Genomic DNA, 24518 nt, shown 5'->3' with positions numbered 1-24518 from the left:
TAATTATGCAGAGTTGGCGCCGTCGAGTGTCTATCAACCGTGGTTCTACAGATTGACCTTCAGAGACAATAGCATCCGCTGGACATTGGCGAATTCCGAACTCTGGTCAACATACTTGGCGGCTTGGTCCAAGGTATCGAAGGACTTTGCCGGAGCAACCACTTCGTCGGTGGCGAAGGCATGCACGGCGGGCATGTCCCCGAAGTAGTAGTCGCCCTTTCCGGTGGGCCCCATCACAAGGTTCCGCAGCTGGCAGGCCTGGCCGTCAGTTCCGGCCACCAGGTTGGTGATGCCGTACGAACCGAAGAATTTGTAGCCCTGAATGACGCGAAACACCACGTGCGGCGGGATCATGGAATCGCCGTCCGCGTGGGGCAGGTCAATGGGCACGCTGCTGACCACCGTGTAGGGGCGCTTTGCGGCCGGATTGCAGTCGGCCGGACTGGCCGAGGGCAGTCCGGTGTGAAGCGTCGCCAGATACCCGCCCTTGGCGTCTTTGACCTCGATCTTCAGGGCGCCCGGCATGGAGCCGGCGTCGGGCGTGACCGATTGCGCAATCCAGTCCGTCGGAAGATCGAAGCTGACCTTCTTGGCGGCGTCGGAGTACGTCTTCCACGCCGCGGCCGTGGCCCCCGCCGTCGCCGTACTTCCCGCGGAGGGGCTTCCCGAAGCAGTGGAACCGGCCGACGGCGGGGCCGTACCGGAGCCCGACGGCGACCCGCTCCCGGGTGCCGCACTGTTGGAGCCGGCCGTCCAGACGGGCCCGCCCGCGCCCTGGGAACTACAGCCAGCCGCGGCGACCACGATGAGCGCACCCAGGACGGAGACTGAAAACTTCAACGGGATCCGCTTTGCTCTCATGCGCACCAGCCTAGCGGCGCTGGGCCGCCCGACCGCCGGACCGGGGCGGCGTTTCGCATGTGCGAAGCCAGTAGATGGACTTCGACGCCGCTTCGGCCCGCATCGTAGGACTAGGCTGGACGCATGGCTCCCGATCTGCTTGATGAGGACGAAAACAATGTGGCGGACATCTCCGCCGTGGACATAGCGGACTGGCGTTTGCGGACGTTTGCCTTGTACGACGCCGTCCGCAAGATCGCGATGGACGATCCCTTCCAGGCCCATGTCTACTGGCGCCAGGAGCGGGACCGCATGTTCGGAACACACCCGGCCTCGGCACTGACTCCCGCCAGCAAGCAGGCTTTCTCCGGATTGCGCACCGCGGACTACGATTCCAGGTTTCGCCGCTACGCTTCCCTTTCCCCCGAAGGCGCGGGCCAGGAGATGAACGTCCAGACCGGAACCGACGGCGTGGTGCCGTTTGTCCGCCTGGGCACCTTCGACCTGGACGAGCTTGGCTCGCTGGCCGTGTGGCGCCTGCGGAGCTATGGCGGCGGCATCTTCGTGCCCTTCCGCGATGCCACAGCGGGCAAACCCGGAGGAAGCTACGGCGCGGGCCGGTATTTGCTGGACACGATCAAGGGCGCTTTCCACGGCCTTCGCGGATCCGGGCAGCAGGAGTTCGTGCTTGACTTCAATTTCGCCTACAACCCGTCCTGCGCCTACAACGAGGCCTGGGCCTGCCCTTTGGCCGGGCCGGCGAATCGCCTGGCCGCGGACATCCCGGTGGGTGAGCTCTACCTGCCGGTCTAAATGGGACGGCCTCATGAGGCCGAAGGACGTAGGATGTCTTCATGACTTCCTCCCGTGCACGCCGGATCGCCCGCGTCCGCCCGCTCTCCCCCACTTCACCGGACGAACACTTCTTCGTCGCGAACGACGCCGTCGACTTCGCTTCCGCGGAAGGCCGGAACTGGACCGTGGTGGACAGCCCGTTCCCAGGCTCCCCGGCAAACCGCAGCAGCGCCGGGCGGCCGGGCTGGGTTGGAGGCACCGAAGTTTCCGAGGATGCGTTCACGTTCCTGGCGCCGTCGGTTCCGGCCAATGTCTTCGGGATGGCACACAACACCGGCCAGCCTGGCCGGGATTTGCCTGCCCAGGCGTTCCACAAGGCAGCCACAAGTGTCGTCGGACCGGGTGACGCCATCGAACTCGCCTCGGACGTCGGCTACGTGGACCCCGAAGCGGAACTGACCGTCGTCGTCGGACGCAAGGTCCGCGGGCTCACGCTCGACAACGCGCGCGACGCCATCCTCGGTTTCACGATCGGCAACGACGTCTCGGCGAGAGACCTGCAGAAGACCGACGAACTGTGGATCAGCGCGAAAAGCCAGGACACGTTCACCCCTGCTGGCCCATGGATCGTTACGGACCTCAATGACGGCGACCTTTCAATCGGCATCGTGCACAACGGCCGGGAATTGCGTACCGCCAGCACCGCGGACCTCGGTTGGAAGGTAGACGAGATCCTTGTCTACCTCACCTCGTTCATGACCTTGCACGCCGGCGACCTGGTCCTCACCGGCTTCCCGGCCGAGTGCGCCAGGATCGAACCCGGAGACCTCGTGACCTGCCGCATTGAGGGCATCGGAGAGCTCAGCAACCCCGTTATTGCAGCATCTTGGGAGAAATTTCCCAGCTTGATATGAAAGGCTTGAGCCATGGAGCCTCCTGCCGTGCCGGCAATTGAGACGCGGCAGACGTCCCTTTCCAGGCCAAAGACAAGCACTCGCCGCAAAGGCGTGCTGCGCTATCCGGTGGTCAGGCAGCTCATCCGTTTCACCGGCGTCGGGATCATCTGCACCGTCACTTCGCTGGCGCTGTATGCGCTGTTCCGGCCGTGGATCGGCCCGCAACCTGCCAACGCCGCGGCACTGATCATCACTTCGCTCATGAACACGGCCTTGAACCGGCGGCTCACCTTCAAGATCACCGGCAACCGGAAGAGAGCGCGGGACCACCTGAACGGGCTGATCGTGATCGCCGTCGCACTGGTCATCACCGGCGGTAGCCTGGGAGTGCTGCATGCGTTGCGGCCCGAAGCCACCCTCGCCGAGGATCTTTGGACCACCACACTGTCCGGATTCGTCGCGACGGCCGTGCGGTTCACCATGCTGCGGCATTGGATCTTCCGCCGGGCCCGCCACGTCTGATTCCCAACTGACTCGCATTTAATGTCGTTCTGGGGCCTCTAAACGACATTAAATGCGTGGGCCCACGCCGCCAGGGTTCCCTGGCCGAGCTTGCGAGGCGAGGGTGGCGGTGGGGACAGTTGGGTGGGGGGCGGTCAGCGGCGACCGAGCCCCTGGACGCTCCCGACGGCGGCAGCCACGGCTTCCGCGGCTTGTTCCAGTTCCGCTGACGTCACCGTGGAGTCGAAGCTGAAGCGCACAGCAGTGTGGGCCACCTCCGGCTCGATTCCCAAGGCAAGCAGGACCGGCGACGGAGCATCGGATCCGGCAGCGCAGGCCGAGCCGCTCGAACAGACCACGCCAAGCCGCTCAAGCTCAAGCAAAACGGACTCCCCGCTCGTGCCAGGGAAACAGAAGGACGCGACGGACGGCAAGCGCTGCGAGGGGTGGCCGGTCAACACGGCACCCGGCACAGCCTCAAGGACTGCGTGGATGAAGGCATCACGCAATTCCGCGACACGCCCGGCCAGCCCGGACTGCCCGGACTGGGAGAGCGTCAGTGCCGTAGCCAGGGCAACGGCACCCGCGACGTTTTCGGTCCCGGAGCGCCTGCCCCGTTCCTGGCCGCCGCCGTGGACCAGCGGTTCAAGGCGCAGCCTTCCCTTGGCATAAAGCACGCCGCTGCCCTTCGGTGCGCCGAGCTTGTGGCCCGAGATACTGAGTGCGTCTACTCCGAGTTCCTTGACGGCCAGAGGTAGCCAGCCCGCGGCCTGGACAGCGTCGGCATGGAAGGGCACACCAAATTCCGCGGCCACTTCCGCGAGTTGCCGCACGGGCTGCACGGTCCCGATCTCGTTGTTGGCGTACATGATGCTGACGAGGGCCGTCTCCGGGGTCAGGGCGGCCCGGAGCGACTCGGCCGTCACCACGCCGTGCCGGTCCACCGGGACCACGTCCACTTCGAACCCATGGACGCGTTGCAGGTACAGCGCGGATTCCTCGACGGCGGGATGCTCGATGGCGCTGATGACGATGCGATTGAGCGTTGGATCCGCCGCACGCCTCGCGAGCGCGATTCCTTTCACCGCCAGGTTGTCTGCCTCGGTGCCACCGGAGGTGAAGGTGATCTCCCCCGGCCGGCAACCCAGGACCTTCGCGACTGCCGCGCGGGCCCCGGACAACGCGTTCGCGGCTGCTTCGCCGAGGCTGTGATGACTCGAGGGATTGCCGAACTCCCCCGTCAGATACGGCCACATCGCTTCGAGGACTTCCCTGCGGACGGGTGTTGTCGCCGCGGCGTCGAGGAAGATCATGGCGTCAGCCGAGCGCCAGGGACGGGTCCGGTGACACGTCGAGCGTCACGTCCAGGCCGAGGTCCAGCGCGTTGACGCTGTGCGTGAGTCCGCCGATGGAAATGACATCGACTCCGGCTGCGGCGATGTCCGCCACGGTATTGACGTTGACGTTGCCGCTCGCCTCGACGACGGCGCGGCCGGCCACTTGCTTCACGCCGGCCCGGAGCTCCGCAAGGGAGAAGTTGTCCAGCATGATCGTGTCCACCCCGGCCGCGAGCACCGGTTCAATCTGCTCGGCGCGGTCCACTTCCACTTCGAAATGCGTGGTGTGGCCCAACTGGGCTTTGGCGGCCTTGAGCAGTGCGGTGAGCTTGGCGGAATCGCCACCGGTCATCACAGCCAGATGGTTGTCCTTGGCCAGGACGGCGTCGGACAGGCTGTAGCGGTGGTTGGCTCCCCCGCCGCACCGCACGGCGTAGCGTTCCAATACCCGCAGCCCGGGGGTCGTTTTCCGCGTGTCCGTGATGCGTGCCTTGGTGCCGTCGACGAGCCTGACGAATTCCGCCGTCTTGGTGGCGATGGCGCTCATGCGCTGGGCAAGGTTGAGCCCGACGCGTTCGGCGAGCAGTACCGAGCGCGCGCGGCCGCTGACCCGCGCGAGGTGGGTTCCGGCGTCGAATGCTTCACCGTCGGCGAGCAACAGCTCCACTTCGGTGTCCGGGTCGACGAGCAGCATGGCGTCGCGGAACACCGTTCCGCCGCTGAAGACCCCCGGAACCCGGGCGTTGAGCACGGCGGTGGCGCGGGCCTCGGCGGGAATGAGCAACTGCGAGGTGATGTCGCCGCTCGGTGCGTCCTCCGCGAAAGCCCGCTCCAGAATGTCCCGGACGGGTGCTGCGGGGAGGGTCAGGCTAGTCATGAACGAGGCTCGCTTTCCGGCGGATCGTATATCTCTGGACAATTTCTTCGCGTCGGGTGTCGACCGCATCACTCCGGTAGTGGGCGCCCACAGACCCCGGCCGCGCTTCCGCAGCCCGCACCAACAACTGCGCAGCAAGCAACAAGTTGGCATCCTCATGAACCACGGAATCCACCGAGTCCGGCAGATTCTCAGGAAGCACGACGTCGGCCCAAGCCTCAAGTGCCTCAGCGGCCTCCCGAAGCAACCCCCCGGTCCGCAGCACCCCCGCCTTGGCAGTCATCAACCGACGAAGGGCGGCCCGCGAGAAGGGACTCGTGCTGGACCTCGTCAAAAGATCCCAAACGGGCGCGGGACTGCCGGCCACGAACTCGCGGAACGGTGTTCCGGCAGCGTGCGTAAAAGCGAGGCCGCCCGCGGCCGAGTTAGCACGCAGAGGAATGCCGTTTCGCGAACCGGTGCCGTTCGGCGAACCCTCACCGTTCGGCGGCGCCCACCCAAGGAACCCTTCAACAGCCCGCCGTCCAAAGACAAGCCCTTCGAGCAGCGAGTTACTAGCCAAGCGATTGGCGCCCTGCACCCCGGTACAAGCAACTTCGCCGGCGGCAAGCAAGCCAGGTACAGACGTCCGGCCGTGGAGATCCGTGACCACCCCACCCATCCAGTAGTGCGCGGCAGGAGCAACCGGAACGGGCTCGAGGGTCCAGTCGATGCCGGCTTCGCGGGTCCGGGCGCTGAGCGTGGGGAAGCGTTTCTCAAGGAAACCCGCCCCTTTGTTTGCTTCCACGACCCGGGCGTCAAGGAAAACGTGCCCGTTCGGATCGCCAAGCGACGCCAAGTGGAGGGCGATGCTGCGGGAGACGACGTCGCGCGGTGCCAGTTCGGCGTCGGGGTGGTAGCCCGGCATGAACCGCTCGCCGTGCGCGTCCACCAGGATGGCGCCTTCGCCACGGACGGCTTCGGATATGAGCAGAGGATCGGCGCCGAGGTGAGCTGCTCCTCCCGCAGCGGAGGGGACCATACTCGTGGGGTGGAACTGGAAGAACTCCAGGTCTGCGAGCTCGGCGCCTGCCCTCCACGCGAGCGCGAGCCCGTCCGCCGTTGCCACCGAGGGGTTGGTGGTTTGCGCAAACAGCTGCCCCGCGCCACCGGTTGCCAGCAGCACGGCATCGCCAAGGACGCTCTCAACGCGGCCGTGGCGCAGGAATTCAACGCCCGTTACCCGGCCCTCGGACTGGATCAGGGACGTTGCCTGGGCATGGCCCAGCACTTGGATATTCCCGGCGTCTTGGGCGTCGAGGACCGCCAGGATGAGCGCGTTCGCGACCCCGGCACCGGTGGCGTCTCCGCCGGTGTGCAGGATCCGCGGCGCGGAGTGGGCGGCTTCGAGCCCCAGGGCGGGATCGCCGTCGTCGTCCGCGTCGAAACGGACACCGAAACGCTCCAGTCCCCTGATGTCGAGGCGCGCTTCGGTGCAGAGCACCCGCACGGCCTCCTCATTGCAGTGGCCTGCGCCGGCCTTGAGGGTGTCTGCGATGTGCGCGGCGACGGTATCGCCGGGGGCCGGCTCGTCCAGCACTGCCGAAATCCCGCCTTGGGCGAAGAAGGTATTGCTGTCCGCGAGCGCGCCCTTGCTCAGCAGGACGACCTCCGCACCGGCCTCGGCGGCCAGCAGCGCGGAGTAGAGGCCGGCGATGCCGCTTCCGACGACGACGAGTCGCCGCGCCGGAGCGCCGGGAATGCGTTCTGCAGTCATGAAGGGCTCGATTCGACTGGTTGGTACGGGGTGCGGCCTAGAGCGGCCGTGCTGCGAGCATGCGTTCGAGGGCGATCTTGGCGTTGTCCTTGACCGAGTCGTCCACGGTGATGCGGTTGACCACGCGGCCTTCCACCAGTTCCTCGAGCACCCACGCGAGGTAGCCGGGGTGGATGCGGTACATCGTGGAGCAGGGGCAGATCACCGGGTCGAGGCAGAAGATGGTGTGCTGCGGGTTCTCCGCCGCCAAGCGGTTCACCATGTTGATCTCGGTACCGATCGCGAAGGTGGTGGGCTCGGTTGCCGCGGCGATGGCCTTCTTGATGAAGTCGGTGGACCCCGCACCGTCCGCGGCATCGACAACTTCCATGGGGCACTCGGGGTGCACAATGACGTTCACGCCCGGGAATTCGGCGCGGGCCTTCTCGATCTGGCCCACGTTGAAGCGCTTGTGGACGGAGCAGAAGCCGTGCCAGAGGATGACGCGGGAATCCAGGAGGGTCTGTTTGTCGTTTCCGCCGAGTTCCTTGCGCGGATTCCACATGGGCATCTGCTCCAGCGGCACGCCGAGGGCCTTGGCCGTGTTGCGGCCAAGGTGTTGGTCCGGGAAGAAGAGCACCCTCTGGCCGCGCTCGAAGGCCCATTCGAGCACCGTCTTGGCATTCGAGGACGTGCAGACGATGCCGCCGTTGCGTCCGCAGAAGGCCTTCAATGCGGCCGAGGAATTCATGTAAGTCACCGGGATGACCGGGGCACGGCCTTCGGAATCGGTTCCGGTCCCGAAGAGCTCCTCGAGCTGCTCCCAGCATTCCTCCACCGAGTCCTCGTCCGCCATGTCCGCCATGGAACAGCCTGCGGCCAGGTTCGGCAGGATCACGGCCTGGCCCTCGCTGGAGAGGATGTCGGCAGTCTCAGCCATGAAGTGCACGCCGCAGAAGATGATGGCCTCGGCGTCGGGCTTGGTCAGGGCGGCGTTGGCGAGTTGGAAGGAGTCGCCCACGAAGTCCGCGTACTCGACAACCTCATCGCGCTGGTAGAAGTGGCCCAGGATGACGGCCCGGTCCCCCAGGGTCTCCTTGGCTGCACGGATCCGGGCGTCCAGCTCGGCGTCGCTGGCCACCTTGTACTCTTCCGGCAACTGGCCTTGCCGGGGCGTGGCCTTCGGAGCGTCGTCGGAACTGGAAGCGCCCGGGCCGTATGCCGGGATGCCGGCGAGGGCCTCAGCGAGGTCGTACTCCCACGGACCTTCGGCCAGAGCGGGGCTGCACGTCGAGCCGGCCGCGGAACGGCCGCTTTCGGCTTCTTCCCGCGTGATCAGCTGGATAGCTGTGTTGACGCTGCTCATGGTGTACTCCTGTTGTCTGGCCCGAGTCCGGGCGTGCCGGTGAAGCGGTAGAGGCGGGGCGGGCGGTGTTTTCCGCCCTGGAGGTATTCACCGGTTTCCTCGATTTCCGGTGTTCCCTTGATTTGCCGGCGGAAGTTCGACGGATCCAGCTGGCGGTCCAGGACAGCCTCGTAGACTTCGCGGACCTGTGCCAAGGTGAAGAATTCACCCAGCAAGTGATAGGCGATGGACCCATAGGCCATCTTGTTGCGCAGCCGCCACAAGGCGTAGTCCACGATTGCGTTGTGGTCGAAGGCCAATTCAGCGAGCCGGTCCGCGCGAAACCAGCGGACATTCTCGGATTCGTCGGCCAGGGCGGCTTCCGTGGGCTGCACCAAGGCCCAGTACACAATCGACACGACCCGCTGGGCGGGCGAACGGTGGAGGCCGCCGAAAGCGTAGAGCTGCTCGAGGTAATGGGGAGCCAGCCCCGTAGTCTCGCGCAGGTTCCGGGACGCGGCATCCTGGAGGGATTCGTCGTGCTGAAGCGGGCCACCGGGTAACGCCCACATGTCCTTGAACGGTTCGCGGATGCGGCGCACCAGCGGCAACCACAGCGTGGGCCGGCCGGAGCTTTCGCTCGGACGGAGGGCGAAGATCACGGTGGATATGGCCAACGACGGCGGCGCGAGCCTGCGCTCTGCGACATTGGCCGAGGGGGCGTACACGGTTTTCACCCCGCTTCTTTGCCGTAGGGACCAGAAAATTAGTTATAGTCAAAATGACTAGAACTAATGGTACGACTGTCGGCGGACAGTGTCCAAATGTTTCAGCCAGCATTCTCCTTGGCAGCAGCTTCCAGGAGCGGCAAGGTGCGTCCTTGGAAATGGGTATTCAGCACGATCACCGACGAGGAACGAAGCACGGTCTTGGTGGCGATGAGCTTGTCCAGCACGCGCTGCAGGTCCGAGTTCGACTTGCCCACCACGCGCACCATGAGGTCCGAACTGCCGGAAACGGTATGGACCTCGATGAGCTCGGGAATGGCAGCCAGTGCTTCGACGACGGCATCGTGCCCCAGGTCCTGGTTGATGGTGAGCGAGCAGAATGCGACCACGGGATAGCCGAAGCCGGCGGGATCGGGCTGCGGAACCCAGGGAGCCACCACCCCACGCTCGGCCATCCGGTCCAGCCGGGACTGGACCGTGGCGCGTGCGACCTTCAAGACCCTCGATGCCTCCAGGACAGACGCCCGCGGGGAGTCAGTGAAAAATCGGACAATCTTGGCGTCCAGTTCGTCGACAACCATCAGTTTTTCCTACTTCCGCCCATCAGCTGTACAAATCGGCACTCCATGCCCAGATGTCGCACCAGCTTGTAACCATCATCTCACGGGTGTTTTTCGCCACTTTCCACCGGGAGCTGTAAATTCGATAAGTCCCACGAGGACAAGCTGACAAACCATCCACAAGAAGGCAAACACGAATGACAACGAAGTCCACCGCTGTTCGACCCGCCATTCCTTCGCACGGCCTCGGCCACTCGATGAAGCCGCGCCAGCTCACCATGATGGGCCTCGGCAGCGCGATCGGCGCGGGGCTCTTCCTCGGCTCGGGCGCCGGGATCCACGCGGCAGGCCCGGCGGTACTTATCTCCTACCTTGTGGCGGGAAGCCTGATCATCATTGTGATGTGGGCGCTGGGCGAGATGGCGGCCGCCAACCCCAACAGCGGCGCCTTCTCCGTCTACGCGGAAAAGGCCATGGGCAAGACGGCAGGATCCACCGTCGGCTGGCTCTGGTGGCTGCAGCTGGTAGTGGTCATCGCGGCGGAGGCACTCGGCGCAGCAGGATTGTTGTTCTCCGTCTGGCCGGTCATTCCCGTGTGGGCGCTGGCTTTGGTCTTCATGGTGGCCTTCACCGCGATCAACCTCGCCGGGGTCCGGAACTTCGGTGAATTCGAATTCTGGTTCGCCATCCTGAAGGTCGCAGCCATTGTGGCCTTCCTCGTCATCGGCGCTGCCTTGCTGTTCGGCTGGCTGCCCGGCGCAACTTCCCCGGGACTCCGAAACCTCACGGGCAACTTTGCTCCGTCCGGCTGGTCTGGAATCGCCGCGGCGCTCTTCGTGGTGATCTTCGCCTTCGGCGGCACCGAAATCGTGAGCGTGGCTGCCGCGGAAACGCAGAATCCCGCACACAGCGTCGGCAAGGCCATCCGCACGGTGGTGTGGCGCATCCTGGTTTTCTACATCGGTTCCGTCTTCGTCATTGCGGCAATCCTTCCCTCCGACTCCGACGGCTTGAAGTCGCCGTTCGCCGGCGTCCTGGACCTCGCCGGCATCCCGGGAGCCGGCACGGCCATCACCCTCGTCGCCGTCGTGGCGCTGCTTTCCGCGCTCAACGCAAACCTCTACGGCGCCTCGCGCATGGTCTTCTCCTTGTCTGAGCGCGGCGAAGCTCCGGCTTTCCTGTCGCGGCTGCGCGGCGCCCAGGTGCCCATGGCCGCCGTCGGGGTTTCCGTTGCGTTCGGCTTCATTGCCACCATCCTGGAACTGCTGTTCCCCGACCACGTACTTCCGGCATTGCTCAACCTCGTGGGTTCCACGTGCCTCGTGGTCTGGGGAACGGCGCTCGTGTCGCAGTTCATCCTGCGTCGCCGCGCCGACCGCGAAGGAACCGAACTGCCGCTTCGCATGAAGGGCTTCCCGTTCCTCACCGTGTTCGGCCTGGCGCTGCTTGCCTTGATCTTCGCGGTGGGCTTCTCGAATGCCGAGAGCGCCGGCCAGCTGATCGGCACGTTCCTGTTGATCGCGTGCATCGCCGTCGCCTGCCGGATCGGCGCCAAGGTCAAGTCCGCGCGAAACGCCTAAGCAAACCCAACTAGTCCCCACCGCCACCCTCGCCTCGCAAGCTCGGCCAGGGAACCCTGGCGGCGTGGGCCCACGCAGTTAATGTCGTTTTGAGCCCTCATAACGACATTAACTGCGAGTCAGTTGGGTGAGCGGAGCGGTGCACAAACTGCTATGTGTTCCCCGAGGAAAACTGGCAGTTCGTGGCAGTTTGACTAGGCCGAAATAGGCGGATTGCCTACGGTACGAACAGTGACTACGGTCACGTCCATGGACTCACTTCTTCCCGTCGTGGCCGCAGCCGACGCCGCGCCCCTGTCCCCCGGACAGCTCAGGGAGCTCTATTCCCTGATGGCTGCCGTTCGATACCTCGACACCTCGGCCGTCGCCTGGCAGCGCCAGGGAATCATCCCCGGCTACGCTCCCGAACTCGGCCAGGAAGCCGCCCAGGTCGGCAGCGCCTATGCCCTCGACACTGCGCGTGACTTCGCCTTTCCGACGTACCGCGAGATGGGCGTCGCCCGGACCATGGGCGTGGACATGGTGGCATACATGTCCACCCACAAGGCAACATGGCACGGCGGCATGTACGATCCCGTTGCCAGCCGCCTCGCGCCCATCCAGGCCGTCGTGGCGGGCTCGGTGCTCCACGCCGTCGGCTGGGCCCACGGCCAGACCCTCAGCGGGGAAGACGGAGTGGCACTCAGCTACTTCGGCGACGGCGCTTCCTCCCAAGGCGACGTCCACGAAGCCATGAACTTTGCCGCAGTCATGAAAGCACCTGTTGTCTTCTTCATCCAGAACAACGGCTGGGCGATATCCGTGCCCACCGAACGGCAGGTGGCCGGCGGCTCGGTGGCTGCACGCGCCGCGGGCTACGGGATCCCGGGCATCCAAGTGGACGGCAACGATGTGGTCGCCGTCCATGAGGCCACCCGCAACGCCTTCGCCCACTGCCGCGCAGGAAACGGTCCGGTGGTGGTCGAGGCCATGACCTACCGCCGCGGGCCGCATTCAACCGCCGACGACCCCGGCCGGTACCGGAGCCTCGACGACGAGCGCATCGACGCCGGCGCGGACCCCCTGGAACGCCTCCGCGAGCGCTTGCTCGCAGAGGGCGTGGCCGACGAGGCGTTCTTCGCCGCCGCCAACCAGGCCGCCCGGGCAGAGGAAGAAGCGATCCGCACCGGAATCGAAGCTCTCGGTCCCCGGCCCGGCAACGAGATGTTCGATTTCGTCTTCCAGGAAACCACCCCCGCCCTTGAAAACCAGGCCACCCGTTGGCGCGAGGAGTCCGAACATGTCTGAGAGCACCACCGCCATCCTTGAAACCGCGGCGGCTAACGAGACCCAATCCGTCAAGCTCTCCATGCAGCAGGCTCTCAACCGCGCGTTGGACGAGATCCTCTCGAACGATCCCAAAACGGTGGTCTTCGGCGAGGACTGCGGCCAGTTGGGCGGAGTCTTCCGCATCACCGACGGGCTGCAGTCCAAGCACGGAGAATCCCGGGTCTTCGACACGCCGCTCGCCGAATCGGGCATCCTGGGCATGTCCGTGGGGCTCGCCATGGCCGGCTTCCACCCGATTCCGGAAGTACAGTTCGATGGCTTCGCGTATCCCGCCATCAACCAGATCGTGTGCCAGATCGCCCGGATGAACTACCGCAGCCGCGGCACCTTGCCGATGCCGATCACGCTCCGGGTGCCCAGTTTCGGCGGCATCCGAGCCCCCGAACACCACGGGGAAAGCCTTGAGGCACTCTTCGCGCACGTTCCGGGCCTCAAGGTTGTCTCACCGTCGGACCCGCACGATGCGTACCACCTGCTCAAGTACGCAGCTTCGCGGCCTGACCCCGTGATCTTCATGGAACCGAAGTCCAGGTACTGGCAAAAGGGCGACGTCGACAGCTCCGACGGCGGTACCTTCACCGGCGCCCGCGTTGTCCGGCCGGGCCGCCACCTGACCCTCGTGGCCTGGGGTGCCATGGTTGCCCGGTGCCTGCAGGTTGCCGAACTCGCCGCGGAGGACGGAATCGACGTCGAGGTCCTCGATCTGCGCTGGCTCAAGCCGATCGACGCCGAAGCCCTGGCGACGTCCGTCGGAAAGACGCGGCGCGCCGTCGTCGTGCACGAAGCTCCGCTGACCTCGGGACTGGGGGCCGAAGTGGCCCAGCTGATCACGCAAAGCTGCTTCGACACGCTCAAGGCGCCCGTCGAACGCGTCACCGGCTTTGACGTGCCGTATCCCTCCGGCGACCTGGAGGACGAATACATTCCGAACATTGACCGCATCCTCCTGGGGATCCAACGAGTACTGGAGTATCGACGTGGCTGAAATCAGCTTCCCCCTGCCCGATCTTGGCGAAGGCCTCATCGAAGCCACCGTGCTGGACTGGCTCGTCTCCCCCGGCGACCAGGTGGAACGGAACCAGCCGCTCGTGGAACTGGAAACGAGCAAATCCGCCCTCGAGTTGCCGAGCCCGCAGGCGGGTAAAGTGATCCGTATCCACGGCGCGCCGGGCGAGACCATCAACGTCGGCGAGCCGCTGGTGGTGTTCGAGGTGCCGGACAATACTGCCGGCATCGTGGGCACCGTTCCCCAGGATGACGCACCGAAGCGCCGGGTCCGCCTGAGCGCCGTACTTGATGAGGACTGACACCATGAGCGGCAGGCACACGGAAGAGCACATCCACACGGTGGAAGGGACAGACCCGCATCTGTTCGTGGAAGTCCATGAGCCTGCCGAAGGCACCGACGCCGGGTTGCGCCCAGTCCTGCTGCTGCACGGTTTTTCCTCGTCCACCAAGCTCAATTGGGGCGATACCGGCTGGATCTCCACCCTCAAGGCCGCCGGTCGGCGGGTCATCACGGTGGACCTTCCCGGGCACGGCCGCAGCAGTTCGCCCGAGGACATGGACTCCTACTCCCCGAGCCGGATCCGCGCGGACCTGCTCCAGATAGTCGCCGACGCCGGTGCGCGCCCTCTGCGCGCCGGTGACCCTGCCAGCGGTCTCGACGTGATCGGCTATTCCTTGGGCTCCCGGCTCGCCTGGGAGTTCGGGGCGACCCAGCCCGAGCTCGTGCACCGGCTGGTGTTGGGCGGCCCGAACAAGGAAGACCCCCTGGCGTCCTTCGATCTCGCGGCGGCCCAGCGCTACCTCGCGGACGGAACACCCATTGACGACGAGTCCACCGCGGGGTTGCTGAAGATGGCACAACTCTTGCCGAGCAACGATCTTTTCGCGCTCTTGTCGCTCATCGAAGCGATCAAGGGTGAACCGTTCGATCCGGCCGAAGCCGTCCCCCACATGCCGATGCTCCTGGTGGCCGGCGATAAGGACGAACGCGCCGTCACCATGCCGGAACTCGCGGCGATCGCTGCCCGCGCCGGTGGCATGGTGGAACAGCTGCTTGTGCCGGGGCGGAACCACAGCAACGCGGTGACGAGCCGCGTATTCAAGGACGCCGCGGTCGCGTTCCTCGGCGTCTAGGTAGTTGCGAAGCCGCTCATGGTGGCGGGAGCGGCTGGCGGCCTAGCCTGCCAGCCGCTCCGCATTGAGCGTCATGCGCTCCAGCACGCTGACGGCCATGGCGTATTCGTCGATACCGATCCCCATCGAGAGGTCCTGACGCGCGTCTTCCACGAACCTTAGGGCTTCCGCCTGCTTCGCGTGGCCCAGTTCGCTGAGGCTGATCCGGTTGTCCACCATGATGATCATGCCGCGGCCTACCATCGCGGCGAGTTCATTTTCGCGACGCCGCGTGTCGCCGCCCCAGAACGGGCTGAGTGTCCGGTCAAGGTCCTCGGGGCTCAAGGGTGTCTCTGCCAGGACATTGAGGGTCTGCCACTGCCTCCGGCTGAGTTTCAGCCTCGCCAAGGTGCTGTCCAGGTGCGCCTCCAATGCGGCATCCAGGCGTTTGGTCCAGTAACCGATCGGCTTGTTCACATGGCCCATCGTGGCAGCGCCGAGCGGTCCCGGCAAGAAAGGTAGGCTTGATTCAGCGCTGGATGACGTGGAAGTGGGACGAATGGGCATGCGCTTCAAGGACCGCGCGGACGCCGGACGCCGCGTGGCAGCGGGGCTTCCGCAGCTCCGGCAACGGCCGGACACCATCCTGTTGGGCCTCGCCCGCGGTGGAGTTCCCGTGGCGGCCGCAGCCGCCGTCGAACTCCAGCAGCCATACGGTGCCATTCTGGTGCGCAAACTCGGCATCCCGGGGCGCGAGGAAACAGCGTTCGGCGCCCTGGCCTGGTCCAACGGCAGGATCGTGCGCATGCTCAACCGGCCCCTCGGCGAACGCATGCTGCGGCACGGAATCACCCAGGCTTCCCTTGATGCCGTGGAGGCACGCGAGCGCGGAGAACTCCTGCGGCGAGTGAAGACCTACCCGGGTATCAACTTCGACCTCTCGGGCAAGACTGTCGTTCTTGTCGACGACGGACTCGCCACAGGCGCAACGATGCGTGCCGCCGTCGAGGCCGTGCGCGCGGGTGGGGCCGCTACTGTGCTGGCCGCCGTACCCGTGTCATCCCTCGAGGCCCAAGCGTCCATCAGCCGGGTGTGCGATTTCATGATGTGCCTGCACACGCCGGGCAAATTCCACGCCGTCGGCGCGTTCTACGAGCACTTCGAACAATTGACCGACGACGACGCGGTGCGGCTTTTGGAGCGGGCGGGGTAGTTTCAACCGTTGGACGCAGGCGTTCGACGACCGACCCGCCTACGCCGTCGGCCGCCGGTTCGTCATCACGATGTGGCTCGAGGGCAATGCTTGGGTAAACGGGAGGCCTCCGACGGCGTTTTGACGCCCGCTCGCCCCGACGGCATGGCGGATGAGTTTGGCGAGGGACGGGGAGGGGCCGACGCCGAATTCCTGCCTCAGCTCGGCGGAATAGCTCTTGTAAGTGCGAAGGGCCGAGACAAGGTCGCCGGTGGCGAGGTGTGCCTGGATCAACAACTGGTACGAGGACTCCCGGAATGGTTCAAGGGAGATTGCCATAGTGGTGGCGGCCTTGCTTTCCTCGGCGTTTCCCTGGCTGAGGTGGAACGCGGCGATGGAGTCGAGGGCTGTTGTCCGCACTGCGCGGAAGCGTTCCTGTTCGGCCAGGATCCAGTCCTCGTACCATCCCGGAAGAAGCTCCGCGGTCCGCAGCCGTTCCCACCTGGGATACGAACCGCTCAGCTCAGACGGCGGGGCGTGAAGCTCGCGCTCAAGTTCGGTGACATCAACGAGAACCTGCTCGCTGAGGGCCACCGAGACTTCCGTAGTGCCGTCGGCATCGAGCAGGCCGGGGAGCTCGTGGTTGATGTGCCAGATACTCACCCTGAGGCCGACCGCAGCCTGGGCGTCGGACGAGTCGGGCCAGAGAAGCCCGGAGAGGAACGTGCGCGGCCGCTCGCCGAGGAGGGCCAGCGCGGTGATAAGGCGTTGCTGCCGGTGCGCCACTTTCTGGCGCCGGCCATCCCTGCTCAGTGTCCAACCATTGAGCAAGGTCAAGGACCACTGAGGGTCTGGTGATGAAACCACGTCTCGTACCCCAATCGAACGTCGGATTCCTGGTGGGCAAACGCTACGTCGTCAGACACTAGTCAGCCTTCACCAACCCGGTCACGAGTGGCCACTACTTGAATCAAGGATCCCTAACGGATGCCCTACTTACTCGTAATGGATTTTTATCCCTGCTGACATCGGAAGGCCCCGGGCCGAAGCGACCACCGAAAGAGCCACGCCTGCGTGTAACGGTGCTGTAACGGGTTCGGCCCCATGCTCATCCGAACATGCACCTGACCTGGCGCATGCAAACGGCGAGCGAAATCGAGGTGCGGCCATGAACAATCCAGGCCCCCTTTCCCGGCGACCTTCCACAAGGGGCCGCCGCGTGCTTCCCAGCTGGTGTCCAGCATTCGTGCAGCAAAACGGACGGGGGTGAGGGCGGTGTCCATTGGACAATTGGAGCCTGCCAGCGGCAGGGCACCTTCCGCTTCGGCTCCGGGGACTTCGCTCACGGCGGCTTCGATCAGCGTGGTGATTCCTACTTTGAACGAGGCATTCAATCTGCCGTGGGTGCTCAGACGGATGCCGTCGTACGTCGACGAAGTCATCATCGTGGACGGCCGGTCCGAGGACCTGACGGTGGATGTGGCGCGCGCGCTCCGCTTCGACGTCGTCGTGGTGAACGAGCTGCATGCCGGCAAGGGCGCCGCCATGCGTGCAGGGTTCGCCGCCGCCACCGGGGACATCATCGTCATGCTCGACGCCGACGGCAGCATGGACCCGAGGGAGATCGGTTGGTTCGTTTCACCCCTGCAGCACGACCACGACTTCGTCAAGGGCTCGCGTTACGTCACCGGCGGCGGATCCGATGACTTGACGCGTTTGCGCAACCTGGGCAACCGGGCGCTCACAGGGCTCGCGAACAAAGCCTTGCACTGCAACTTCTCGGATCTTTGCTACGGATATATCGCTTTCCGCAGGGAGTGCCTCGAGGTTCTTGAACTGAAGTCCGACGGTTTCGAAATCGAGACCGAGTTGGTGTCCCGCGCGGCACGGGCAGGGCTTCGGATCGCAGAGGTGCCAAGCCACGAGCTCTCCCGTATTTCGGGCAATTCACACCTGCAGACCTTCCGGGACGGCTGGCGTGTCCTGCGCACGCTGACTCGTGAGTGCGTCGGTTGGGACGCGCCGACGGCGGGGGTACGGCCGGAGGCACTCCGGCGCGTCAAGTACCGGTACCCGGACATGAGGCTCCCCCATGTTCCCACCGACCCGAAAACGGTCCTGGCGATGCTGGCGGACGGCTGATGCCCGGCAGTGCCGCCGGCTGGCCAAGCGTCAGCGTGGTGATCTGCTGCTTCACTGAAGCCCGGTGGGAGTTGCTGCTCCGCGGGATCGCCTCGGTCCAGTCCCAAACGTTCCGGCCGGAACAGTTTGTCGTCGTCGTCGACCACAACGAGGACCTGTACCGGCGACTGGGACTGTACCGGCGACTGACGGGCGCGCTTCTCGGAGTCGAAGTGGTGGAGAACTCAGGGCCGCGGGGTCTTTCCGGCGCCCGCAACACCGGGGTGAAGGCGGCGACCGGTGACATTGTGGCCTTCCTCGACGACGACGCCGAAGCCGCCCCGGACTGGCTGGCCCGGCTTGTCCTGTTCTATGACGATCCGGACGTGTTGGCGGTAGGGGGCCGGGTGGAACCCGTGTGGGAATCAGGCAGGCCGGCCCACTTTCCCGAGGAGCTGGATTGGATTGTCGGGTGCACCTACAAGGGCTTGCCCAGGGTCGCGGCGCAGGTTCGCAACGTGATCGGGGCGAACATGTCCTTCCGCTGCGATGTCTTCGAGCGCGTCGGCGGGTTCAATGCGTCCCTTGGCCGGCAAGGTAGCCGCCCGCTTGGATGCGAGGAGACCGAATTGTGCCTGCGGGCGTCCATCGGCGCCCCGGGAACCCGGGTGGTTTACGAGCCGGCGGCCGTGGTCCGCCACCATGTGCCGGCTACGCGCGGCACCCTGCGCTACATGCTTTCGAGAGCCTGGTCCGAGGGTGTTTCGAAGGCCCAGGTAACGCGGCTCCTCGGCCGGAGCGAAATCCTTGGACCGGAACGCCGATACGTCCGCCGGGTGCTGCCGCGAGCTGTCCTTGCCGGACTACGCGCGTGCACGCGAGACGGCGACATGGGAGGACTGGCCAGGGCCGGAATGATCGTGGCGGTTCTGGCTGTCACCGCGATCGGCTATCTGCAGAGCCTGTGGGAAACGTCATCGCCCCAAGTGCGGGTGTCCGGCTCCGTTTTGTACCGGCTTATTCGCGACACCAGTGGAGGCAGGTCCAGTGATTAACCAGCAGATTGCCGCGTCACCGGCCGTTGTCTTTGACGTCCACGGACGTGTCGCCATCAGGGTCGCCCAGGGCACCCCAGGCGAGGCGCAGCTACGTGACATGCTCGCCCCGTTCCTGGGCCCTTCGGCGTCACCCCTGCAATTGGACATCAGAGGCGGCATTACTCCGGTTCCCGCGCAATCCCATGCCGAAGACGCCTACCGGTATACAGACGATTCATTGTTCCTCCCGGAGGACCGGGTCCAGATCACCCGCACCGACAACGGATTCGTGGTCGAAGGGGCGGGCGAGCTGCTCACGGCAGTCGTTCCGTTGTTGGACCACTTGTGCGTCAAGCAGGATACGGCGATGGTCCACGCGGCGATGGTGAACTATCGGGGCGCGGGCATCCTGATGCCCGCATGGGGCGGCGTCGGGAAGACAAGTACTGTGGCGAAGCTCCTGGCCATGCCTGGCGTCGGCTTCATGGCCGATGACTGGGGATTCATCACCGCGGAGGGGACGCTCCTGTCGTACGCGAAACCGATGTTCATCAAACCCCACCACCGGCCAATCTATCCGGACTTGTTCCAGGGAGTCCGCAAGCCGCTCGCGCCCGGCTGGTTGACGTCGACGATCAGCAGCGTGGCCACGGCTGTACACCCTGTCATCGTCCGTTATCCACGCACTGCCGCGTTCACCCGGCGCTGGTCACCCGAGCACAGGATGGTCCACCCGGAAGAGGTATTCGGCGCAGGGAAGATCGTTCCCCGGGCGCCTGCGCGGATCGCCGTCTTCCTCGAACGTTTCGACGGAGCGGAAGCCCGGTTGGAACGCCGGACAGAGGCCTGGATGGCAGCCCGCATTGTCGGCAACTTCCATTCGGAATTGCCTTTGGTGTCTCGGCGACTCATCGAGGCCTTGGGGGCCACTGGCCTCGTGTCATTGGGCGGGCACTTCTCCGCAAAAACCTCCGTGGTCACCCGAGCGCTGGGTGACGTTCCGTGCTTCGTGCTGCGCCTTCCCGTGGCGTGGTCGGCAGACCGGACCTCGGACTATGTCGCGGGCACGGTCACCTCGTTGGTGGATGGCGGGCCGTGAGCAGGAACGCGGACGCCGGCAGCGTCCTGGACGTGTCTGTGGTGATCCCGGCCCGCAACGCCGCCAACTGGCTCGGCGAATGCCTCGAGTCCGTCTTTGACCAGAACCCCCGCGAGGTGATCGTCATCGACGGATGTTCGGATGACGCCACCGTGCAGATAGCCCGTTCGTACGGGGCACGTGTCATCTCCGACGAGGGGCGCGGACTCCCGGCGGCGCGGATGCTCGGTGCCAGGGCCGCGCGCGCCGACCTTGTCGCCCTCATCGACGCCGACGTCATCGTGCCTCCTGGCGTTCTGGACAACCTGATGAAGGAGTTCCAGGCGGGCGGCTTCGATGGCTTGCAGTTCGGACTGGTGAGCGAGCCCGACGGCGCGGGCTACTGGGGTGCCGCCCTCGCCTGGCACCATAACCACAGCAGGGTCCGTTCCTGGTTCGGAGTCAGCGCCACCCTCATGCGCCGCAGCGTGCTCCTGGACGCCGGATTCGATGAGAGCTTCCGGTCCGGCGAAGACATAGAACTCCGGATCCGGCTCGAGGACGGTGGATACCGCCTCGGCGTCTCGCCCGCCACCTTCGTCAGGCACCGGTTCGCTGACAGCTTCGAATACGCCCGCGACCAATGGCTCCAGGACGGCGCCGGTTTGGCGCGTACGATGCACAAGCACCCGCGCCGCGCCGCCTGGCTGGTCTTCCTGCCCCTGCTCGCGACGGCGCGTGGGGTGCTTCTCTCCTTGGCCACCGCTCCCCGATACCTCCCCTATTGGGCCGGCTTCGTCCTCTACAACTACGGGGCTTTTGGCAGCACCTTCCTGCGACTCCCCAGGCACGGACTGTCCCTCGGCGGGAACGCCATGTGGCTCGCGGCGGCCCGCATTGCGCCGATGGCGGCCGGGCTGCTGTTCTGGGCCCTCGCCGCCGTCGTGATACCTGCCGACCGTCTGGGGCTTGCCTCGGCCGTGGTCGCAGCCACCATGCTGACCGTGCAGCTGGGCATGCTCGGCGTCGGGCCGGCCACCCTGTCCGTGCTGCCCGCCCAAGCCGACCAGGGCCGGACCCTGATTCCGGCAAGCGTCGCCGCCGTGAGCTTTTCGTCGCTCCTCATGGCCACCGGCTTGCTCGTCGTGACCTCTTTCCAGGGATCCGGCGTCGGCACCGCGTGGACGAATCCCGTGATGAGCGCCGCCTTTTTCGCCGCCGCGCTCCTCGCCGCCGTCGCGTATCAGTTCGACCACATCGCCGTCGCCCAGGCACGGGCGGATCGCGCGTTGACGCGCAGTCTCGTGCAGGCCTTGTTCCAGCTCGGCACCCTCGCCGTCTGCCTGTTCGCCGACTACCGTGATCCTTCCGCCATCGTCGTTGCCGTGGCCGTGGGTGCCTTGGCGAGCGTGCTCCTCGGCCTGCGCCAGCTCGGACGCACCGATACTGCCCTGGAGTGGACGCAAGCGAACTGGCGCGAAGTGGTGAAGGTCTGGGGTCCGGGCCTTCGCCAGCACGCGCTGATGCTTGCCGACCGCGCGCCAGGCTACGTCCTCCCGCTCGTCGTTGCGGCGGCGCTGAATACCTCGGCCGCAGCGGCCTGGTACGTCGTCTGGATGCTTGCTTCAGCGATCTTTTTCGTGCCCCAATCGGCTGGCTATTCGCTCCAGACCGCTATTGCTGCCGACACGTCCGACCCTCGCGTTCCTTCACCTCCGGGCTTGGTCCGGAGGGCTTTGCAGATGAGCCTCTTCCTCACCGGGCTTGCCGGGGTGTTGCTGCTGGCGGCCGGCTCCCTGCTGCTGCCGTTGTTGGGGTCCGGCTACGCCTCGGCGTGGGTGCTGCTGCCTTTCCTGGTCCCGGCACTGATGTTCACTTGCGTCACGCAGGTCTATTACGGGGTGTGCCGTTCCACCGGGCGTTTGGCTGAAGCCACGGTGGTCGCGATTGCCGCGTGCGTCCTCGCGGTGGCACCGGCTCCCGCAGTCGCCCAGCACTTCGGCCTCACGGGGGTGTCCGTGCTCTGGTTGGTCTCCCAACTGGGAGCAGCCGTGGTCGCCGGCGGCCGCTTGCACCGTTTCTCACGGGGCCACGGCCCCGCCCGGACCAGACGGAATATCCGGCGCACGTCCGGGTCCCCTGCGCACGGAGTACCGGCACCGTAATGGCCGTACAAGCCCCTTGGAGTGTCTCCTCCACCCGCTTGCACCGATCCGACGTCGGGACGTTGCCCCTCGTCGTCTCCGGCCCGAAGCGCCTCCATCCTGCCCAGCATCGGGCCGAGCGCGGTGACGCGCGGATTCCGGGTGCCCTCGGGGTGATGGCGGCAACCGCCTTGATCCTGGGTGTGTGGGCGCTCAAGACAGTGAACGCCCAGGACATTGGCGGCGCTGGCCTGATCCAGGTCCTGCCTCCCAGCTATTTTTTTGCCCTGGGCCTGAGCCTCACCGGTTTCGTCGGTTCCCTCGGCCTCAAGGTTCTTCGACCGTGGTTGCTCGTCGTTCAGCTTCTGGTGGTGATCGTCGTCCTGCACGGGGCCGACCCGATCATTCATGGCCTGCCCCGTTTGGAAGCCAGCTACCGCCACTTGGGCATCACGGATTACATCACGCAAACCGGAGGACTGGACCGGAAGCTGGACGCTTATTTCAACTGGCCCGGGTTTTTCGGAATGCTGGCGATGCTCTCGAATGCCACGGGAGTCCATGACCTGACCTGGGTTGCCACGTGGGCGCCGGTCGGCGTCAACGTCCTGCTCATGCCTGCCCTGCTGGCGCTGGCCCTGCGCCTTGGCTCCAGTCCCAGGCAAGCGTGGGCCGCCGTGTGGATGTTCTACCTGGCCAGCTGGGTGGGGCAGGACTACCTCTCCCCACAGGCTTGCGCCTTGCTGCTGCTGCTGACCTTGATCGCTTGTGTCCTGACCGTTTTCCCCGGGTGGCCGCGGAAGCCGGCGGGTAAACTGGCCGGCCGGCTCAGGAATCTTGTCCGTCGACTCGAACCAGGCAAACCGGCGCCGATGCCGGCGGAATTGCCGGGGCCTGCCTTCATCATCTTGGCCGCAGTGTGCGTGGTGCTGCTGGCCGGGATGACGGTCGCCCATCAACTCACTCCTTTTGCCGCGATCCCCATCCTGGCTCTGCTCGCCCTGAGCGGAAGGTGCCGGCTGCGCTTCCTTCCTGTCCTTGCGCTGCTGCTTCCGGTCTGCTGGCTGGTCCTGGCCGCCACCCCTTTCCTCATCGGCCACCTGCATACTCTCTTCGGGTCCATCGGCAACATCAACGCCGCCGCTTCCGCCTCGTTGCTCAACAGGGTGGGCGGTAGTCCGGCCCACCAGTTCATCGTCTACTCCCGGCTCGCGGAGGGAGCCCTGGTGTGGGTCCTCGCAGGACTAGGCAGCCTCCGCGGGCGACGGCTGCGGAGGCCGTGGCTGGCTGCTGCGCTGGGGACCGTGGCGCCCTTCGTCATGTTCCCGCTCCAGTCGTATGGCGGCGAGCTGCTGCTCCGGATCTACCTCTTCAGCCTTCCGTTCGCCGCGAGCCTCGTCGTGCTTCCGCTGCTTCCCCGTGGCCCGAGTCCGCCCGGACTGCGCCGGATGGGCGCGCTCCTGGTGCTCGGATCGATCATCGCCACGGGCACAGTCGCCACCCGGTATGGCAATGATGCCATCGAGAATTTCACTCCGGATGAGATCGCCCTCGTCAACCAGCTGTACGCCACCGCGCCGCATGGCTCGGTCCTCATCGAGGCAGTTCACGACACAGCCTGGCGGTACGCTCACTACGCCGGATACCGGTACCAAACGGTCCTCCCGGCGGAGCCGGCACGCCCTGGCGACCCGCCGCCCGGCTGCTTGTCTATAACCCAGCTCGTCCCATCCGCCGGCGCCTACTTGATCGTCACTGCAAGCCAGGTCAGCGCCGCCGGGGTTCTCAACACGGGGCCGGGCGAAGGCTTGCAACACCTCATCGACAGGTGCGCCCTCCAGGGAGGCTGGTCAGTGGAGTCCCGCAATGCGGGCGGAGTGGTCTACCACCTGCAAGGAGCACCGAATGGCATCTAGGCACCGGAGCGTCGCGACGATCGGCGCGGTAGTGGCGGTTGTGGCATTGGCGTCGATTCCCTTGTCCTTCACCGGCCCGGAGGGACTGCGCCTTGTCGTCATCGGACCGTTCCTGCTCGCCGGCCCGGGAACGGCCCTCATCTTGTTCCTGAAACCCCGTCGAATCCGAAAAGGAACCGGATTCGAGATGCTCCCGTTGGCCGTGGCGATTGCGGTGAGCTTCAGCCTGGCCTTGGCTATCCTGCTCTCGACGGCGATGCTTTACGCCGGTTTCTGGCATCCATCGGCGGCTGTATCCGGCTTGGCTGTGCTCACCTTGGGCCTGCTCGTTGCCGTGGACCGACGGTCGCGGCGAGAGGAGCCGGCGCCATAACGAACGTGCGGAC

Annotated in this window: 24 protein-coding genes; 15 read left to right on the top strand and 9 right to left on the bottom strand. The window is 65.7% G+C overall.

The window, feature by feature from the left end; all coding sequences use genetic code 11:
* Positions 1-45 precede the first annotated feature (45 nt).
* The gene (locus ACSBOX_RS07730; RefSeq protein WP_442545503.1) at positions 46-861 is read right to left on the bottom strand and encodes a hypothetical protein; all 816 of its coding nucleotides are present in this window, start codon (positions 859-861) and stop codon (positions 46-48) included.
* Between the two features lie 123 nt (positions 862-984).
* Between ACSBOX_RS07730 and ACSBOX_RS07725 the strand changes: the two genes are divergently transcribed.
* Genes ACSBOX_RS07725 through ACSBOX_RS07715 form a run of 3 tightly spaced genes read left to right on the top strand, consistent with a single transcriptional unit; the run spans position 985 to position 3053 of the window.
* A complete protein-coding gene (locus ACSBOX_RS07725) occupies positions 985-1653 on the top strand; it encodes a DUF1684 domain-containing protein (protein ID WP_442545502.1) in 669 nt (222 codons plus the stop codon).
* Between the two features lie 41 nt (positions 1654-1694).
* On the top strand, positions 1695-2549 hold the full coding sequence (locus ACSBOX_RS07720; protein ID WP_442545501.1) for a fumarylacetoacetate hydrolase family protein: 855 nt from the start codon (positions 1695-1697) through the stop codon (positions 2547-2549).
* A gap of 12 nt (positions 2550-2561) precedes the next feature.
* Entirely contained in the window at positions 2562-3053 is a 492-nt protein-coding gene (locus ACSBOX_RS07715) for a GtrA family protein (protein ID WP_442545500.1), read from the top strand.
* 134 nt (positions 3054-3187) lie between these two features.
* Here the strand turns inward: ACSBOX_RS07715 and ACSBOX_RS07710 are convergent, their stop codons facing one another.
* From ACSBOX_RS07710 to ACSBOX_RS07685, 6 genes are all read right to left on the bottom strand, one after another.
* Positions 3188-4345, bottom strand: a complete 1158-nt coding sequence (locus ACSBOX_RS07710; protein ID WP_442545499.1) for a cysteine desulfurase family protein — start codon at positions 4343-4345, stop codon at positions 3188-3190.
* Positions 4346-4349: 4 nt separating this feature from the next.
* Positions 4350-5246 carry a carboxylating nicotinate-nucleotide diphosphorylase gene (nadC, locus tag ACSBOX_RS07705; RefSeq protein ID WP_442545498.1) on the bottom strand — a complete coding sequence of 299 codons (897 nt, stop codon included), beginning with the start codon at positions 5244-5246 and terminating at the stop codon, positions 4350-4352.
* Complete coding sequence (gene nadB / locus ACSBOX_RS07700; protein ID WP_442545497.1) at positions 5239-7002, bottom strand: L-aspartate oxidase; 1764 nt, start codon at positions 7000-7002, stop codon at positions 5239-5241. The genes nadC and nadB overlap by 8 nt, the downstream gene beginning before the upstream one ends.
* A 37-nt stretch (positions 7003-7039) precedes the next feature.
* Positions 7040-8347, bottom strand: a complete 1308-nt coding sequence (gene nadA / locus ACSBOX_RS07695) for a quinolinate synthase NadA (RefSeq protein ID WP_442545496.1) — start codon at positions 8345-8347, stop codon at positions 7040-7042.
* Positions 8344-9054, bottom strand: coding sequence for an NUDIX hydrolase (locus ACSBOX_RS07690; protein ID WP_442545985.1), 711 nt, complete (start codon positions 9052-9054; stop codon positions 8344-8346). Before ACSBOX_RS07690 ends, nadA begins: the two co-directional genes overlap by 4 nt.
* A 101-nt stretch (positions 9055-9155) precedes the next feature.
* Complete coding sequence (locus ACSBOX_RS07685) at positions 9156-9635, bottom strand: Lrp/AsnC family transcriptional regulator (RefSeq protein WP_059387632.1); 480 nt, start codon at positions 9633-9635, stop codon at positions 9156-9158.
* Positions 9636-9811: 176 nt separating this feature from the next.
* Here ACSBOX_RS07685 and ACSBOX_RS07680 point away from each other — a divergent pair, with 176 nt between their 5' ends.
* From ACSBOX_RS07680 to ACSBOX_RS07660, 5 genes are all read left to right on the top strand, one after another.
* Positions 9812-11194 (top strand): amino acid permease, encoded by a 1383-nt coding sequence (locus ACSBOX_RS07680; RefSeq protein ID WP_442545495.1) that lies wholly within the window; start codon positions 9812-9814, stop codon positions 11192-11194.
* Between the two features lie 249 nt (positions 11195-11443).
* On the top strand, positions 11444-12481 hold the full coding sequence (locus ACSBOX_RS07675; RefSeq protein WP_442545494.1) for a thiamine pyrophosphate-dependent enzyme: 1038 nt from the start codon (positions 11444-11446) through the stop codon (positions 12479-12481).
* The gene (locus tag ACSBOX_RS07670) at positions 12474-13508 is read left to right on the top strand and encodes an alpha-ketoacid dehydrogenase subunit beta (RefSeq protein WP_442545493.1); all 1035 of its coding nucleotides are present in this window, start codon (positions 12474-12476) and stop codon (positions 13506-13508) included. Before ACSBOX_RS07675 ends, ACSBOX_RS07670 begins: the two co-directional genes overlap by 8 nt.
* Positions 13501-13830, top strand: a complete 330-nt coding sequence (locus tag ACSBOX_RS07665; protein WP_078108520.1) for a biotin/lipoyl-containing protein — start codon at positions 13501-13503, stop codon at positions 13828-13830. The genes ACSBOX_RS07670 and ACSBOX_RS07665 overlap by 8 nt, the downstream gene beginning before the upstream one ends.
* Positions 13831-13834: 4 nt before the next feature.
* On the top strand, positions 13835-14665 hold the full coding sequence (locus tag ACSBOX_RS07660; RefSeq protein ID WP_442545492.1) for an alpha/beta fold hydrolase: 831 nt from the start codon (positions 13835-13837) through the stop codon (positions 14663-14665).
* Positions 14666-14707: 42 nt separating this feature from the next.
* Here the strand turns inward: ACSBOX_RS07660 and ACSBOX_RS07655 are convergent, their stop codons facing one another.
* On the bottom strand, positions 14708-15121 hold the full coding sequence (locus ACSBOX_RS07655) for a MarR family transcriptional regulator (RefSeq protein ID WP_442545491.1): 414 nt from the start codon (positions 15119-15121) through the stop codon (positions 14708-14710).
* Between the two features lie 82 nt (positions 15122-15203).
* Here ACSBOX_RS07655 and ACSBOX_RS07650 point away from each other — a divergent pair, with 82 nt between their 5' ends.
* The gene (locus ACSBOX_RS07650; RefSeq protein WP_442545490.1) at positions 15204-15857 is read left to right on the top strand and encodes a phosphoribosyltransferase; all 654 of its coding nucleotides are present in this window, start codon (positions 15204-15206) and stop codon (positions 15855-15857) included.
* Between the two features lie 39 nt (positions 15858-15896).
* On the opposite strand, the gene ACSBOX_RS07645 is transcribed toward ACSBOX_RS07650, so the two are convergent.
* A complete protein-coding gene (locus ACSBOX_RS07645; RefSeq protein WP_442545489.1) occupies positions 15897-16703 on the bottom strand; it encodes an AfsR/SARP family transcriptional regulator in 807 nt (268 codons plus the stop codon).
* 408 nt (positions 16704-17111) lie between these two features.
* Between ACSBOX_RS07645 and ACSBOX_RS07640 the strand changes: the two genes are divergently transcribed.
* Genes ACSBOX_RS07640 through ACSBOX_RS07615 form a run of 6 tightly spaced genes read left to right on the top strand, consistent with a single transcriptional unit; the run spans position 17112 to position 24505 of the window.
* Positions 17112-17978 (top strand): glycosyltransferase family 2 protein, encoded by an 867-nt coding sequence (locus ACSBOX_RS07640; protein ID WP_442545488.1) that lies wholly within the window; start codon positions 17112-17114, stop codon positions 17976-17978.
* Positions 17978-19012, top strand: a complete 1035-nt coding sequence (locus tag ACSBOX_RS07635) for a glycosyltransferase family 2 protein (protein WP_442545487.1) — start codon at positions 17978-17980, stop codon at positions 19010-19012. Before ACSBOX_RS07640 ends, ACSBOX_RS07635 begins: the two co-directional genes overlap by 1 nt.
* Positions 19005-20093 carry a hypothetical protein gene (locus ACSBOX_RS07630; protein ID WP_442545486.1) on the top strand — a complete coding sequence of 363 codons (1089 nt, stop codon included), beginning with the start codon at positions 19005-19007 and terminating at the stop codon, positions 20091-20093. The genes ACSBOX_RS07635 and ACSBOX_RS07630 overlap by 8 nt, the downstream gene beginning before the upstream one ends.
* Positions 20090-22237: a glycosyltransferase gene (locus ACSBOX_RS07625; protein ID WP_442545485.1), complete on the top strand. Its 2148-nt coding sequence runs from the start codon at positions 20090-20092 to the stop codon at positions 22235-22237. The genes ACSBOX_RS07630 and ACSBOX_RS07625 overlap by 4 nt, the downstream gene beginning before the upstream one ends.
* Complete coding sequence (locus ACSBOX_RS07620; RefSeq protein WP_442545484.1) at positions 22237-24132, top strand: hypothetical protein; 1896 nt, start codon at positions 22237-22239, stop codon at positions 24130-24132. The genes ACSBOX_RS07625 and ACSBOX_RS07620 overlap by 1 nt, the downstream gene beginning before the upstream one ends.
* Positions 24122-24505: a hypothetical protein gene (locus ACSBOX_RS07615; protein ID WP_442545483.1), complete on the top strand. Its 384-nt coding sequence runs from the start codon at positions 24122-24124 to the stop codon at positions 24503-24505. The genes ACSBOX_RS07620 and ACSBOX_RS07615 overlap by 11 nt, the downstream gene beginning before the upstream one ends.
* Positions 24506-24518 lie beyond the last annotated feature (13 nt).

The organism is Arthrobacter sp. KN11-1C, assembly GCF_052180225.1.
GTDB lineage: Bacteria > Actinomycetota > Actinomycetes > Actinomycetales > Micrococcaceae > Arthrobacter.
Note: the sequence above shows the minus strand (reverse complement) of the source record. Positions and strands in the feature narration are given on the sequence as shown.

Coding starts and splice junctions, on each gene's coding strand:
- ACSBOX_RS07730 (WP_442545503.1), bottom strand. CDS start 861: ATGAGAGCAAAGCGGATCCCGTTGAAGTTTTCAGTCTCCGTCCTGGGT.
- ACSBOX_RS07725 (WP_442545502.1), top strand. CDS start 985: ATGGCTCCCGATCTGCTTGATGAGGACGAAAACAATGTGGCGGACATC.
- ACSBOX_RS07720 (WP_442545501.1), top strand. CDS start 1,695: ATGACTTCCTCCCGTGCACGCCGGATCGCCCGCGTCCGCCCGCTCTCC.
- ACSBOX_RS07715 (WP_442545500.1), top strand. CDS start 2,562: ATGGAGCCTCCTGCCGTGCCGGCAATTGAGACGCGGCAGACGTCCCTT.
- ACSBOX_RS07710 (WP_442545499.1), bottom strand. CDS start 4,345: ATGATCTTCCTCGACGCCGCGGCGACAACACCCGTCCGCAGGGAAGTC.
- nadC (WP_442545498.1), bottom strand. CDS start 5,246: ATGACTAGCCTGACCCTCCCCGCAGCACCCGTCCGGGACATTCTGGAG.
- nadB (WP_442545497.1), bottom strand. CDS start 7,002: ATGACTGCAGAACGCATTCCCGGCGCTCCGGCGCGGCGACTCGTCGTC.
- nadA (WP_442545496.1), bottom strand. CDS start 8,347: ATGAGCAGCGTCAACACAGCTATCCAGCTGATCACGCGGGAAGAAGCC.
- ACSBOX_RS07685 (WP_059387632.1), bottom strand. CDS start 9,635: ATGGTTGTCGACGAACTGGACGCCAAGATTGTCCGATTTTTCACTGAC.
- ACSBOX_RS07680 (WP_442545495.1), top strand. CDS start 9,812: ATGACAACGAAGTCCACCGCTGTTCGACCCGCCATTCCTTCGCACGGC.
- ACSBOX_RS07675 (WP_442545494.1), top strand. CDS start 11,444: ATGGACTCACTTCTTCCCGTCGTGGCCGCAGCCGACGCCGCGCCCCTG.
- ACSBOX_RS07670 (WP_442545493.1), top strand. CDS start 12,474: ATGTCTGAGAGCACCACCGCCATCCTTGAAACCGCGGCGGCTAACGAG.
- ACSBOX_RS07660 (WP_442545492.1), top strand. CDS start 13,835: ATGAGCGGCAGGCACACGGAAGAGCACATCCACACGGTGGAAGGGACA.
- ACSBOX_RS07650 (WP_442545490.1), top strand. CDS start 15,204: ATGGGCATGCGCTTCAAGGACCGCGCGGACGCCGGACGCCGCGTGGCA.
- ACSBOX_RS07635 (WP_442545487.1), top strand. CDS start 17,978: ATGCCCGGCAGTGCCGCCGGCTGGCCAAGCGTCAGCGTGGTGATCTGC.
- ACSBOX_RS07620 (WP_442545484.1), top strand. CDS start 22,237: ATGGCCGTACAAGCCCCTTGGAGTGTCTCCTCCACCCGCTTGCACCGA.
- ACSBOX_RS07615 (WP_442545483.1), top strand. CDS start 24,122: ATGGCATCTAGGCACCGGAGCGTCGCGACGATCGGCGCGGTAGTGGCG.